A 12713-nucleotide genomic window follows, 5' to 3' on the forward strand; every position below is an offset into this window, starting at 1 on the left:
CTCCCTCCTTATTCCTCACTTTTTTTCAAGCCTAAGTTTAATTCTTTCAATTTATGTTGAACTTCTTCTAGTGATTTTCTTCCAAGGTTTCTGACTTTCATCATATCTTCCATTGTTCTTTCAGTTAATTCTTGAACAGTGTTAATGCCTGCTCTCTTTAAGCAGTTATAACTTCTAACTGAAAGATCAAGTTCTTCGATAGTCATTTCAAGGACTTTTTCCTTCTTGTCTTCTTCCTTTTCCACCATTATTTCAACATCATCAGCATGATCTGTTAATGTCATAAATAACTTGAAGTGTTCAATAAGAATCTTTGCAGATAAACTTATAGCTTCATCAGGTTTTATGGTACCGTTAGTCCATACTTCTAAAGTTAATTTATCATAGTCAGTAATTTGACCTACTCTCGTATTCTCAACAATATAATTAACTCTTTTTACTGGTGTGTATATAGAATCAATAGGAATAACAGATATAGGAAGCTCATCTGATTTGTTTTTAGATTGAGAAACATATCCTCTTCCTTTGTTAACATTGATTTCCATATACAATTTACAATCATCATCTAAAGTAGCAATATGTAAATCTTTATTGATGATTTCTACATTGCCACCAGTTCTAATATCTCCAGCTTTAACTTCTCCTGGACCTTGTGCATCTATATACACAGTGGTTGATCCTTCTCCGTGCATTTTTATTGCTAACTCTTTTACATTAAGAATTAATTCCGCTACATCTTCTTTTACACCTTTTACAGTGGAGAATTCATGTAAAACACCATCTATCTTAATACAATTAGCTGCTGCTCCTGGTAGTGATGAAAGAAGAATTCTTCTTAGGGAATTCCCTAAGGTAATTCCATATCCTCTTTCTAATGGTTCAATGACAAATTTACCATATGATCCATCTTCACTTGTTTCAACACACTCAATTTTTGGCTTTTCAATTTCTAACAACTATATAACCCTCCTTCGTTTAGGAACTTAAACCTCATCTGAGGGCAACTGATTTTAAATTAAATTATTATTTGCTGTATAACTCAACAATTAATGTTTCGTTAACAGGTACATCTATCTCTTCTCTAGTTGGCATTGAAACTATCTTAGCTTCAAAGCTTTCACGATTAGCTTCTATCCAGCTTGGAAGAGTCTTTGGATTTTCATTAAATGTCTTAAATGTTTCTGTTCCTCTGCTTTTCTCACGAACTGATACTACATCATTAACTGAAAGTGTGAATGATGGGATATCAACTTTTTTACCATTTACTAAGAAATGTCCATGAGTTACTAATTGTCTAGCTTCATTTCTTGAATTTCCGTATCCTAATTTGTATACTACACTGTCTAATCTCACTTCTAAAAGTCTTAATAAGTTTTCACCAGTTATACCTCTTAACTTATCAGCTTTTACATAATATCTTCTAAATTGTTTTTCAAGTACACCATATATTCTCTTAGCTTTTTGTTTTTCTCTTAATTGTAAACCGTAGTTAGACATTTTCTTTCTACTTTGTCCGTGTTGTCCTGGAGCATATCCTCTTCTTGCAACAGAACATTTATCTGAGTAACATCTATCTCCCTTAAGGAATAATTTCATTCCTTCTCTTCTACAAAGTCTACAAACAGCACCTGTATATCTTGCCATGGAAAATTACACCTCCTATTTCCCTAAATTAAACTCTTCTTCTTTTTGGTGGTCTACAACCATTGTGTGGTATTGGAGTTACGTCTTTTATTAAAGTGATCTCTAAGCCTGCTGCTTGTAAAGATCTTATAGCAGCTTCTCTTCCTGCGCCTGGACCTTTAACGTAAACTTCTATACTCTTTAATCCGTGTTCCATTGCTACTCCAGCAGCTGTTTCAGCAGCCATTTGTGCAGCAAATGGAGTTCCTTTTCTTGAACCTTTGAAACCTAATCCACCTGCACTAGCCCATGATAAGCAATTTCCTACACTGTCAGTTAAAGTAACAATTGAATTGTTAAATGTTGATTTAATATGTGCACATCCGTGCTCAATATTTTTTCTCTCTTTTCTTCTTCTTGATTTCTTAACTTTTCTTGGTGCCACGATCTTCCCTCCTATCTAATTACTATTTCTTTTTATTAGCAATAGTCTTCTTAGGACCTTTTCTTGTTCTTGCATTAGTTTTAGTTTTTTGACCTCTAACTGGAAGTCCTTTTCTATGTCTGATTCCTCTGTAGCAACCAATCTCATTTAATCTCTTTATATCTAAAGCGATTCTTCTTCTTAAATCACCTTCGATTGTAAAGTTTTTATTGATATAGTCTCTTAAAGAAGCTACTTCATCCTCAGATAAATCTTTTATTCTTGTATCAGGATTAACACCTATATCTTTTAAAATTCTTTGAGAAGTTGGAAGTCCAATTCCGAATATATATGTTAAACCAATTTCCACTCTTTTTTCTCTTGGTAGGTCAACACCTGCTATTCTTGCCATATGTGATTTACACCTCCTAGGTAATTACTTAGTTTTTTATAGCCTGCAATTTAAAATTTTGTGTGTATTTATATAAAACATTAGGATAATAGAATAAGGTTATTCCATTAGCAGCCGCTCCTAAGTATTTTTAACCTTTATAATTATATCAGATTATATGATAAATTAAATAGTCTTTTTAATTTATTATATTTTAGCCTTGTTTTTGTTTATGTTTAGGATTTTCACAGATGACCATTACTCTTCCTTTTCTTTTTATAACTTTGCATTTTTCGCAAATAGGTTTTACAGATGGTCTTACTTTCATCGTTTAACCCTCCTTACTATTTTTCTCTCCATATAATTCTTCCACGAGTCAAATCATAAGGAGATAGTTCTACTTTAACTTTATCGCCTGGTAATATCTTTATAAAGTTCATTCTCAGTTTTCCTGAAATATGAGCTATAATTTTATGACCACTCTCTAATTCAACTTGAAATGTTGCATTAGGTAAAGAATCGGTAACAACACCTTGCATTTCAATTACATCGTCTTTTGACATAAGGTAATCAAACCTCCTTATTGGAAATAGTATCTAAGAAACTTTTTATCTTAGAATTGCTAATCTTCTTTTTACCTAGAATTGAAGTTCTTATCTCCATTGAGAATTTTCCTGTAAAGATAAGATGCTTACATTTCTTTTTCTTAGGTTTTTCAATCTTTCTCAGTTTTCCATCTGCTATATAAACATAATCATTATTTATTATATCTACAACTATATAATAATTGTCGCTGTCTCTTCCAGTTTTAGAATAAACAACTTCCCCTAAAGGAGTATTAGTTTCCAATAGCTTTCACCTCTGCTTGTTTTAAACCTAAGAACTTATTACCATTTTTCCCACAATGAGTCTAAAAATACTATGTTTCTTAAATATATTTTATTTATAAGTATAAAATAATCCAATAGGTTGGATATTACCTTTTGCTTTTACTTTACCCTTTAAGCAACATCTTTTAAATCTATTTTTTAGACTCCAAAACCTCACAAATCGCGTTAAATACATCCTCTATTGGTTTTGATCCATCAACAACAGCTAATTGATTTCTTTTACCATAAAAATCTACTAAAGGTTTAGTTTGATTTTCATAAGAATCTAATCTATTGTTAACTGTTGAAACAGCATCATCAGCTCTTTGGATCACTTCAGTATTGCAAAGATCACATTTTGAATCTACTTTTGGTGGATTAAACTTAATGTGATAACTAGCACCACAAGATGGACATACTCTTCGTCCTGTCATTCTATCAAGGATACTTTCCCTTGGAACTTCTATTTGCAGAGCTAAATCTATTTTTTCACCTTGTTTTTCTAAGGCTTTTTCTAAAGCTTCAGCTTGCTTTACTGTTCTTGGAAAGCCGTCTAGTAAGAATCCATTTTCACAATCCGCTTTAGTTATTCTATCTTCCACAATACTTATAGTTAATTCATCAGGAACTAATGCTCCACTATCAATGTATTTTTTAGCTTCTACTCCAAGTGGGGTTTTATCACCAATGTTTTGCCTAAATATATCTCCAGTTGATATATGAGGTATACAATATTTACTACTAATTGACTTAGCCTGTGTGCCCTTACCAGCCCCTGGAGGACCTAATAAAATTATCTTCAATGTAATCATCTCCGAACTTTTATTTTAAGAATCCTTGATAATGTCTCATTACTAATTGTGATTCTAGTTGTCTCATTGTTTCAACAGCAACTCCTACTACAATAAGTAATGCAGTTCCTCCTAAAGATATCTGTTTAAAAGGACTATAGGCTTCTATCAAAATAGGGAATATTGCTATTATTGAAGCAAATAATCCACCCAATACAGCCATTTTATTTAAAACACTTTCAAGGTACATAGTAGTAGGCTCACCAGGTCTAATTCCAGGAATAAACCCTGATGATTTATGCATATTCTCAGACATCTCATCTGGTTTAAAAGTAATTTGTGTATAGAAAACAGTAAAAAATATTATTAATACTGCATATACTACTGCATATTGCCAAGTATTTTCCCTAAATATACTATATGGACTAGTCTTAACAAACTTAGCAAAAGCTGTGTTAGGAGCAAAATCAGCTATAGTTATAGGAAACCTCATAACTGACATTGCAAATATTATTGAAATTACTGAAGAAGAACTTATGTTTATTGGTATATGAGTTGATTGACCTTTAAACATCTTTCCTCCTGCAGCTTTCCCAGCATATTGAACAGGTATTCTTCTTTCACTTAAGTTAACTACTATAACCATTAGCAACATAGCTGCTAAGCCTGCTAATAGAATAGTTACAGCTACAAATGTAGCTCCTCCCATGCTCTTAGTAAGGAATACTTTTGACATGGAGTTTGGGAATCTTGAAATGATATTAACAAAAATTATCATTGAAACACCATTTCCTATTCCTCTTGCAGTAATCTGCTCTCCTAACCATACTAAGAAGACTGATGCAGTTGTCATTGTCAAAATAACTAGGAACATATTAAATTTAGAAGTATCTAATATGGCACCAGTTCTTCCTATTATATAGTACATACCTAAAGCTTCTACTAATGCAAAAATTATTGAAGAATATCTAGTATAATTCTGTATTTTTTTACGTCCATCCTGACCTTCTTTTGATAACTGTTCAAGTCTAGGAATGGCAACTGTTAAAAGCTGTATTATAATTGAGGCATTTATGTATGGAGTAACACCCATAGCAAAGATACTAAAACTGCTAAATGCTCCTCCTGAAATTAAGTCATAAAAGTTAAGCAAATTCTTCGAGTTAGCTAACTGAGAACCAATCTTGCTACTGTCAATTCCAGGGACAGGAATGAAATTTCCCATCCTGAAAAGGACAACCATCATTATTGTAAAGATCATTCTCTTCCTTAGTTCAGGAACTTTCCAGGCATTACGTAGGGTAGATAGCATCCTAAATCACCTCAACTTTTCCTCCAGCATTTTCTATCTTCTCAGCTGCAGTTTTTGAGAAACTATTTGCCTTTACTGTTAATGTTTTTTCTAAGTTTCCATTTCCTAAAATCTTAACCCCATCATTAACTTTTCTTATTATTCTCTTTTCAAGTAATAATTCTGGAGTAACCTCAGTTCCATTTTCAAACACGTTTAATCTATCTACGTTAATACTAACTATTTCTTTTGCAAATATGTTAGTAAAACCTCTCTTAGGTATTCTTCTATATAGAGGTAACTGACCACCTTCAAAACCTGGTCTAACTCCACCACCTGATCTTGAATTTTGTCCTGTTTGACCTCTACCAGCTGTCTTACCCCAACCAGTAGCAGTACCTCTACCTACTCTTTTTTTATTCTTTTTTGTTCCTTCTGCAGGTCTTAATTCATGTAACTTCATGTTTGCACCTCCTCCTATACAAAATATAAATTAAGCTTCTTCTACCTCTAGGAGATAATTTACTTTATTTATCATTCCTCTTATTTGAGGAGTGTCATTATGTTCTACAACATCATTTATTTTCTTTAGACCTAAAGCACTAACTGTAGCTATTTGGTCTTTTTTTCTACCTATTAAACTTCTTTTCAAAGTTATTCTTAGTTTTGCCAAGGGAATCCCTCCTATCCTAAGATCTCCTCAACAGTCTTGCCTCTTAATTCAGCAATCTGTTCAGCTGTTCTTAAATTTGATAATCCATTAATTGTTGCTCTAACCATGTTTCTTGGGTTATTAGAACCTAAAGATTTAGCTCTAACATCCTTTAATCCTGCAAGCTCAAGCACTGCTCTTGCTGGACCTCCAGCGATAACTCCTGTACCTTCAGAAGCTGGCATTAATAAAATTTTTCCAGTTCCGAATTCTCCATATATTCTATGAGGAATAGTTGTTTCTACCATAGCAACATTTACTAGGTGTTTTTTAGCATCCTCAATAGCCTTTCTTATAGCATCAGGTATTTCAGTAGCTTTTCCCGTACCAAATCCAACGTGGCCATTTTCATCTCCAACAACTACTAAAGCGCTGAATCTGAAGTTTCTACCACCTTTAACAACCTTAGCTACTCTGTTTATACTAACAACTTTTTCTTTAAGTTCTAACTTAGTTGCATCGACTCTCATACATTCCCCTCCTTTTTTTAGAATTGAAGTCCTGATTCTCTAGCTCCTTCAGCTAGTTCTTGCACTCTTCCGTGATATATATTTCCACCTCTATCAAAAACTACTTCTTTAATTCCTTTTTCGATAGCTTTTTTACCTATTACTTCACCTACAAGTCTTGCTGCTTCTTTGTTGCTTCCAACTTTTAAAGTGAAGTCTTTATCTAAACTTGATGCTGAAACTAAAGTTACTCCAGCTACATCATCAACTATTTGAGCATATATATTTTTAGCGCTTCTGAATACGCAAAGTCTTGGTCTTTCCATTGTACCTTGAACTTTTCTACGTACTCTCTTATGACGTCTAATTCTAGCAGCTACTCTTTCATTCTTATTAGCCATAAGTAGTTCACTCCTTTCTACCTATTGTCAACTTTTATTATTTTTTACCTGTTTTACCTTCTTTACGTCTTATAACTTCACCAGCATATTTGATACCTTTACCTTGATATGGCTCTGGTTTTCTCCATCTTCTTATGTCAGCTGCAACCGCACCAACTAATTCTTTGTCAATTCCCTTTATAATAATCTTTGTTGTTTCAGGTGTTTCAAAAGTTACACCTTCAACTTGATTTATTTCTACAGGGTGAGAAAATCCTAAACTTAAAACTAATTTTTTAGCTTTAACTTCAGCTCTATATCCAACACCAACTAATTCAAGTGTTTTTTGGTATCCTTCAGTTACTCCGATTACCATGTTGTTTAATAAAGATCTAGTTGTTCCGTGTAAAGCTCTATGTAACTTATTTTCGCTTGGTCTAGTTACAACTATATTATTATCCTCAACAGTAATTTTAATATCTGAATGCATTTGTCTTACTAATTCACCTTTAGGTCCTTTTACAGCTACCTCATTACTTGGTGATACTGTAACTGTTACACCGTTAGGAATAGCTACTGGAAGTCTTCCTACTCTTGACATAATTACACCTCCTATTCATCAACTACCAAATGTAGCAGATAACCTCTCCGCCTATACCTTGTTTTCTTGCTTCTCTATCTGTAATAATTCCTTGTGAAGTTGAAATTATAGCAACTCCTAATCCACTTAAAACTTGTGGAACTTCATCTTTAGAACTATATACTCTTAAACCTGGCTTAGATATTCTCTTAAGACCAGTAATTACTCTTTGCTTATCCTTACCATATTTCATTGTAAGTCTTAACATTGGCACAGAACCATCATTGTACTCTTCCATGTTTTTTAAGTACCCTTCATTTAACATAATGTTAACTATAGCTTTCTTAATGTTTGAAGATGGTACTTCTACAACTTCGTGTCCAACTATATTGGCATTTCTTATACGTGTAAGTAAATCTGCAATAGGATCTGTCATTCCCATATTTTTTGCCTCCTTTCATACTAAATCAGTATATTACCAACTTGCCTTCTTGCATCCTGGTATTTCACCTTTGTAAGCTAATTCTCTAAAACAAATACGACATATTCCGTATTTTCTTAATACAGCGTGTGGTCTTCCACATAATCTGCATCTTGTGTAAGCTCTTGTTGAGAATTTAGGTTCTCTTTCCCACTTAACTATTAATGATTTACGTGCCACAATCTTCCCTCCTTATTACTTAACAAAAGGCATTCCTAATAATCTTAAAAGCTCTCTTGCCTCTTCGTCTGTCTTAGCAGTAGTAACTACGATAACATCCATTCCTCTAAGTTTATCAATTTTATCATACTCGATTTCAGGGAAAATTAGTTGTTCTTTAATTCCTAGAGCGTAGTTTCCTCTTCCATCAAATGATTTAGCTGAAACTCCTCTGAAGTCTCTAACTCTTGGTAGAGCTATGTTTATTAATTTATCCATGAAATAAAACATTTTTTGTTTTCTTAATGTTACTTTACATCCGATTGGCATGTTCTCTCTTAGCTTGAAATTAGCAACTGATTTTTTAGCTCTAGTTGTAATTGGTTTTTGTCCTGTTATTAACTCTAAATCAGTTATAGCTGAGTCTAAAGACTTTGAATTTTCTTTAGCTTCACCAACTCCCATGTTAATAACTACTTTTTCAAGCTTCGGAACTTCCATTATATTCTTATAACCGAACTTTTCCATTAAAGCTGGTACTACTTCTTTATTATATTTTTCTTGAAGTCTTGGCATGATATTTTAACCTCCTTCCAAAGCTTAGAATGTTTCTCCACATTTTTTACATACTCTTACTTTTGTTCCGTCTTCAAGAATCTTATGGCTTATTCTTGTAGGCTTGCTACATTTTTTACAATATAGCATAACTTTAGAGCTGTATATTGGAGCTTCTACTTTTTCTATTCCGCCTTGCATGTTTTGTCTATTTGGTTTAACGTGTTTTGTTACTACGTTTACACCTTCAACTAGTACTTTGCCCTTCTTAGGCATAACTGCTATGATTTCTCCAATTTTTCCTTTATCTTTACCGGAAATAACCATTACCGTATCTTTTCTTCTTACATGAACTTTATTTGTCAACTTAGCCACCTCCTATCTGAATTATAGAACTTCAGGTGCTAATGAGATAATTTTATTAAATTCTTTCTCTCTTAATTCTCTAGCAACTGGTCCAAAAATACGTGTTCCTTTAGGCTGTTTATCATCTTTTATTATAACAGCTGCATTTTCATCGAATCTTATGTATGATCCATCAGCTCTTCTTAAGCCTTTTACAGATCTTACTATAACAGCTTTTACAACATCACCTTTTTTAACAACTCCGCCTGGTGTTGCACTCTTAACACTTGCAACTATAATATCACCAACATTACCATATCTTCTTTTTGAACCGCCTAATACTCTTATGCACATAATTTCTTTAGCACCAGAGTTATCTGCAACTTTTAGTCTAGTTTGCTGTTGTATCATGTATAATACCCTCCTTTCAAACTGTAAGGAAATTAACGCATTATTTTGCTTTTTCCATTATATTAACAAGTCTCCATCTTTTATCCTTTGATAAAGGTCTTGTTTCCATAATTAAAACTTTATCATTAAGTTTAGCTTCATTATTTTCATCATGAGCCTTGAATTTTGTTGTTCTATTCATTGTTTTTCCGTATAATGGGTGACGAACCTTTGTCTCAACAGCTACAACTATTGTCTTTTCCATTTTATCAGAAACAACTTTACCTATTCTAGTCTTTCTTAAATTTCTTTCCACAAAACTTACCTCCCTTCAGCTACTACTGCTCTAGGTTTTTCAATTCGCTTTCTCTTAAAACTGTCTTTATTTGAGCAATTGATCTTTTTACCTGTCTTATTCTTACAGGATTTTCTAATTGCCCAGTAGCTAGTTGAAATCTTAAGTTGAAAAGCTCTTCTTTTAAATCTTTGATTTTAACTGCTAACTCTTGATTGCTTTGTGTTCTCAACTCTTGCAATTCCCTAGCTTTCATGATCTTCACCACCCATTTCTTTAAAGTTTTCTCTGCTTACAAACTTAGTTTTAACAGGTAATTTATGTGATGCAAGTCTCATAGCTTCTCTTGCTAATTCTTCTGATACACCTGCGATTTCAAATAATACTCTACCTGGTTTAATAACTGCTACCCAGTATTCTGGTGAACCTTTACCAGAACCCATACGAGTTTCAGCTGGTTTCTCTGTTACTGGTTTGTCTGGGAAAATTTTAATCCAAACTTTTCCCCCTCTTTTTACGTGTCTATTTATAGCTATTCTGGCTGCTTCTATTTGATTGCTTGTAATCCAACCACATTCAGTAGCCTGTAATCCATACTCACCATATGCAATAAAGTTTCCTCTAGTTGCCTTACCCTTCATTCTGCCACGTTGAACCTTACGATGTTTAACTCTTTTAGGCATTAACATATGTGATTCCTCCTTCCTGAATCCTAATCTTGCTATATTAAGCTTCTAATTTGTTTTGTACTCTTTTAACTGGAAGAACTTCCCCTTTATAAACCCAAACTTTAACACCAATTTTTCCATATATAGTGTCTGCTTCTGCAAAACCATAATCTATGTCAGCTCTTAAAGTTTGTAGTGGAATTGTTCCTTCATGATAAGCTTCTGTTCTAGCTATTTCAGCTCCACCAAGTCTTCCTGAACAAATTGTTTTAACACCTTTTACGCCTAATCTCATAGATCTTTGAATTGTTTGTTTCATAGCTCTTCTGAAAGATATTCTCTTTTCTAATTGAAGTGCTATATTTTCAGCCATTAATTGAGCTTCAGTTTCTGGTGATTTAACTTCTACTATATTTATTAGTATGTTTTTATCTCCACTAGTAACTTTACTTAATCCAGCTTTTAATTCTTCAATTCCTGCTCCACCTTTTCCTATTATCATACCAGGTTTAGCAGTGTGTATGTTTAACTTTACTTTTTTAGCTGTTCTTTCTATTTCAACTTTTGAAACGCCAGCTGTGTAATGTTTTTGTTTAACGAAATCTCTAATTTTATTATCTTCGATTAGATAGTCTGCAAAATTCTTCTTGTCAGCGTACCATTTAGAATCCCATTCTTTTATTACGCCTACTCTCAATCCATGAGGATGTACTTTTTGACCCACTACATTTCCCTCCTTTTTAGTTTCTCTCTTTAACTACTAGAGTTATATGACTAGTTCTTTTTCTTATTCTATATGCTCTACCTTGTGCACGTGGTCTAAATCTCTTTAAAGTTGTTCCTTGACATGCATAAGCTTCAGCAACATACAACCTGTTTGCATCTAAATTATAGTTATGTTCAGCATTTGCAACAGCAGATTTAAGAACTTTACCAACTGCATCAGCTGCGTCCTTCGGAGTATATTTTAATATTGCTTCTGCTTCTCTAACGTCTTTTCCTCTTATTAAATCTAATACTATGCCAACTTTTCTTGAAGACATTCTTATATGCTTAGCTATAGCTTTAGCTTCCATTCCTATTGCCTCCTTTCCGGACTATTTCCTTACTTTTGATGATTTTTCTTTGTCTACGTGACCTTTGTAAGTTCTTGTCATAACAAATTCACCTAGTTTATGTCCTACCATGTCCTCGCTTACATATACAGGAACATGTTTTCTGCCGTCATGAACAGCTATTGTATGACCTACCATTTGTGGGAATATTGTTGAACTTCTTGACCAAGTCTTAACAACTTTCTTTTCATCGTTTTTATTCATTTCAAGGATTCTTTTCATAAGAACTTCTTGTACGAAAGGTCCTTTTTTTACTGATCTACTCATGTTCTGCCTCCCTCCTATTCACAGAATAGACGAAGAGAATTTTACTTCTCTTCTACTATTTTCTCTTCTTAACAATAAGTCTATCTGAATACTTTTTATTCTTTCTAGTCTTGTATCCAAGAGTTGGTTTACCCCAAGGTGTAACTGGTGATGGACGACCTATTGGAGTTCTTCCTTCTCCTCCTCCATGTGGGTGATCGTTAGGGTTCATAACAGATCCTCTAACATGAGGTCTGAAACCTAAATGTCTAGTTCTTCCTGCTTTACCTATGTTAACGATCTCGTGAGTTAAGTTAGAAACTGTTCCTATTGTAGCTCTACATTCTATTCTAACTTTTCTTAACTCTCCACTTGGTAATCTTAATAAAGCATATTTTCCTTCTTTAGCCATAAGCTGTGCTGAAGCTCCAGCAGATCTAACCATTTGAGCACCTTTTCCAGCTGTTAATTCTATGTTGTGAATAACAGTACCAACTGGGATGTTTATAAGTGGTAGTGCATTACCTGGTTTTATGTCAGCTTCTGGTCCGGATACAACTACATCTCCAACTTTTAATCCAACAGGAGCTATTATGTATCTTTTTTCTCCATCAGCGTATACAACTAATGCTATATATGCTGATCTATTTGGATCATATTCTATACTAGATACCTTAGCTGGGATATTATCCTTATTTCTTTTGAAATCTATAATTCTATATTTTCTCTTAGCTCCGCCTCCACGATGACGAACAGAAATTTTACCTTGTGAGTTTCTTCCACCTTTTCTATTTAAAGATACTAGAAGTGATTTTTCAGGTTTGTCAGTTGTAATCTCTTCAAAAGTAGGCATTGTCATATGTCTTCTAGAAGGTGTTGTAGGTTTAAAACTCTTTAAAGCCATGGTTTTCCCTCCTTTTAAACGCTTTTCTGGCTTCTGCCAATAAGT

Annotated in this window: 26 protein-coding genes; all 26 read right to left on the reverse strand. The window is 33.4% G+C overall.

Annotated features, from left to right (window positions below):
• Positions 1-8: 8 nt before the first annotated feature.
• Positions 9-956 (reverse strand): DNA-directed RNA polymerase subunit alpha, encoded by a 948-nt coding sequence (locus FNZ64_RS03185; protein WP_142413425.1) that lies wholly within the window; start codon positions 954-956, stop codon positions 9-11.
• Positions 957-1023: 67 nt separating this feature from the next.
• Positions 1024-1644 (reverse strand): 30S ribosomal protein S4, encoded by a 621-nt coding sequence (gene rpsD / locus FNZ64_RS03190; RefSeq protein ID WP_142413426.1) that lies wholly within the window; start codon positions 1642-1644, stop codon positions 1024-1026.
• Positions 1645-1672: 28 nt separating this feature from the next.
• The gene (gene rpsK, locus FNZ64_RS03195; RefSeq protein ID WP_142413427.1) at positions 1673-2068 is read right to left on the reverse strand and encodes a 30S ribosomal protein S11; all 396 of its coding nucleotides are present in this window, start codon (positions 2066-2068) and stop codon (positions 1673-1675) included.
• Between the two features lie 22 nt (positions 2069-2090).
• Complete coding sequence (gene rpsM, locus FNZ64_RS03200) at positions 2091-2459, reverse strand: 30S ribosomal protein S13 (RefSeq protein ID WP_142413428.1); 369 nt, start codon at positions 2457-2459, stop codon at positions 2091-2093.
• A 193-nt stretch (positions 2460-2652) separates the two neighbouring features.
• On the reverse strand, positions 2653-2766 hold the full coding sequence (gene rpmJ, locus FNZ64_RS03205; RefSeq protein ID WP_003373491.1) for a 50S ribosomal protein L36: 114 nt from the start codon (positions 2764-2766) through the stop codon (positions 2653-2655).
• A 16-nt stretch (positions 2767-2782) separates the two neighbouring features.
• On the reverse strand, positions 2783-3001 hold the full coding sequence (gene infA / locus FNZ64_RS03210; protein ID WP_142413429.1) for a translation initiation factor IF-1: 219 nt from the start codon (positions 2999-3001) through the stop codon (positions 2783-2785).
• Between the two features lie 7 nt (positions 3002-3008).
• A complete protein-coding gene (locus FNZ64_RS03215; protein WP_142413430.1) occupies positions 3009-3287 on the reverse strand; it encodes a KOW domain-containing RNA-binding protein in 279 nt (92 codons plus the stop codon).
• A gap of 172 nt (positions 3288-3459) precedes the next feature.
• Positions 3460-4110 carry an adenylate kinase gene (locus tag FNZ64_RS03220; protein ID WP_142413431.1) on the reverse strand — a complete coding sequence of 217 codons (651 nt, stop codon included), beginning with the start codon at positions 4108-4110 and terminating at the stop codon, positions 3460-3462.
• A gap of 19 nt (positions 4111-4129) precedes the next feature.
• Complete coding sequence (secY, locus tag FNZ64_RS03225; RefSeq protein ID WP_142413432.1) at positions 4130-5410, reverse strand: preprotein translocase subunit SecY; 1281 nt, start codon at positions 5408-5410, stop codon at positions 4130-4132.
• A gap of 1 nt (position 5411) precedes the next feature.
• A complete protein-coding gene (gene rplO, locus FNZ64_RS03230) occupies positions 5412-5852 on the reverse strand; it encodes a 50S ribosomal protein L15 (RefSeq protein WP_142413433.1) in 441 nt (146 codons plus the stop codon).
• Positions 5853-5882: 30 nt separating this feature from the next.
• Complete coding sequence (rpmD, locus tag FNZ64_RS03235; RefSeq protein ID WP_142413434.1) at positions 5883-6062, reverse strand: 50S ribosomal protein L30; 180 nt, start codon at positions 6060-6062, stop codon at positions 5883-5885.
• Positions 6063-6073: 11 nt separating this feature from the next.
• Entirely contained in the window at positions 6074-6571 is a 498-nt protein-coding gene (gene rpsE, locus FNZ64_RS03240) for a 30S ribosomal protein S5 (protein ID WP_142413435.1), read from the reverse strand.
• A 17-nt stretch (positions 6572-6588) separates the two neighbouring features.
• On the reverse strand, positions 6589-6951 hold the full coding sequence (gene rplR, locus FNZ64_RS03245) for a 50S ribosomal protein L18 (RefSeq protein WP_142413436.1): 363 nt from the start codon (positions 6949-6951) through the stop codon (positions 6589-6591).
• Between the two features lie 37 nt (positions 6952-6988).
• On the reverse strand, positions 6989-7531 hold the full coding sequence (gene rplF, locus FNZ64_RS03250; protein WP_142413437.1) for a 50S ribosomal protein L6: 543 nt from the start codon (positions 7529-7531) through the stop codon (positions 6989-6991).
• Between the two features lie 22 nt (positions 7532-7553).
• Entirely contained in the window at positions 7554-7952 is a 399-nt protein-coding gene (gene rpsH / locus FNZ64_RS03255) for a 30S ribosomal protein S8 (RefSeq protein WP_142413438.1), read from the reverse strand.
• Positions 7953-7985: 33 nt separating this feature from the next.
• On the reverse strand, positions 7986-8171 hold the full coding sequence (locus FNZ64_RS03260; RefSeq protein WP_142413439.1) for a type Z 30S ribosomal protein S14: 186 nt from the start codon (positions 8169-8171) through the stop codon (positions 7986-7988).
• 15 nt (positions 8172-8186) lie between these two features.
• Complete coding sequence (rplE, locus tag FNZ64_RS03265; protein WP_185903662.1) at positions 8187-8726, reverse strand: 50S ribosomal protein L5; 540 nt, start codon at positions 8724-8726, stop codon at positions 8187-8189.
• Between the two features lie 24 nt (positions 8727-8750).
• Entirely contained in the window at positions 8751-9071 is a 321-nt protein-coding gene (gene rplX, locus FNZ64_RS03270) for a 50S ribosomal protein L24 (RefSeq protein ID WP_142413441.1), read from the reverse strand.
• 21 nt (positions 9072-9092) lie between these two features.
• Positions 9093-9461, reverse strand: coding sequence for a 50S ribosomal protein L14 (gene rplN / locus FNZ64_RS03275; RefSeq protein WP_142413442.1), 369 nt, complete (start codon positions 9459-9461; stop codon positions 9093-9095).
• Between the two features lie 40 nt (positions 9462-9501).
• The gene (gene rpsQ / locus FNZ64_RS03280; RefSeq protein ID WP_142413443.1) at positions 9502-9756 is read right to left on the reverse strand and encodes a 30S ribosomal protein S17; all 255 of its coding nucleotides are present in this window, start codon (positions 9754-9756) and stop codon (positions 9502-9504) included.
• A gap of 22 nt (positions 9757-9778) precedes the next feature.
• Complete coding sequence (gene rpmC / locus FNZ64_RS03285; RefSeq protein WP_142413444.1) at positions 9779-9991, reverse strand: 50S ribosomal protein L29; 213 nt, start codon at positions 9989-9991, stop codon at positions 9779-9781.
• Positions 9981-10424, reverse strand: a complete 444-nt coding sequence (gene rplP, locus FNZ64_RS03290) for a 50S ribosomal protein L16 (RefSeq protein ID WP_142413445.1) — start codon at positions 10422-10424, stop codon at positions 9981-9983. The genes rpmC and rplP overlap by 11 nt, the downstream gene beginning before the upstream one ends.
• A 37-nt stretch (positions 10425-10461) precedes the next feature.
• On the reverse strand, positions 10462-11127 hold the full coding sequence (rpsC, locus tag FNZ64_RS03295) for a 30S ribosomal protein S3 (RefSeq protein WP_142413446.1): 666 nt from the start codon (positions 11125-11127) through the stop codon (positions 10462-10464).
• A gap of 16 nt (positions 11128-11143) precedes the next feature.
• Complete coding sequence (rplV, locus tag FNZ64_RS03300) at positions 11144-11479, reverse strand: 50S ribosomal protein L22 (protein WP_142413447.1); 336 nt, start codon at positions 11477-11479, stop codon at positions 11144-11146.
• 21 nt (positions 11480-11500) lie between these two features.
• Positions 11501-11785, reverse strand: a complete 285-nt coding sequence (gene rpsS / locus FNZ64_RS03305) for a 30S ribosomal protein S19 (RefSeq protein WP_142413448.1) — start codon at positions 11783-11785, stop codon at positions 11501-11503.
• 55 nt (positions 11786-11840) lie between these two features.
• Complete coding sequence (rplB, locus tag FNZ64_RS03310; RefSeq protein WP_142413449.1) at positions 11841-12668, reverse strand: 50S ribosomal protein L2; 828 nt, start codon at positions 12666-12668, stop codon at positions 11841-11843.
• Between the last annotated feature and the right edge of the window lie 45 nt (positions 12669-12713).

It is taken from the genome of Hathewaya massiliensis (assembly GCF_902143515.1).
Lineage (GTDB): Bacteria > Bacillota > Clostridia > Clostridiales > Clostridiaceae > Hathewaya > Hathewaya massiliensis.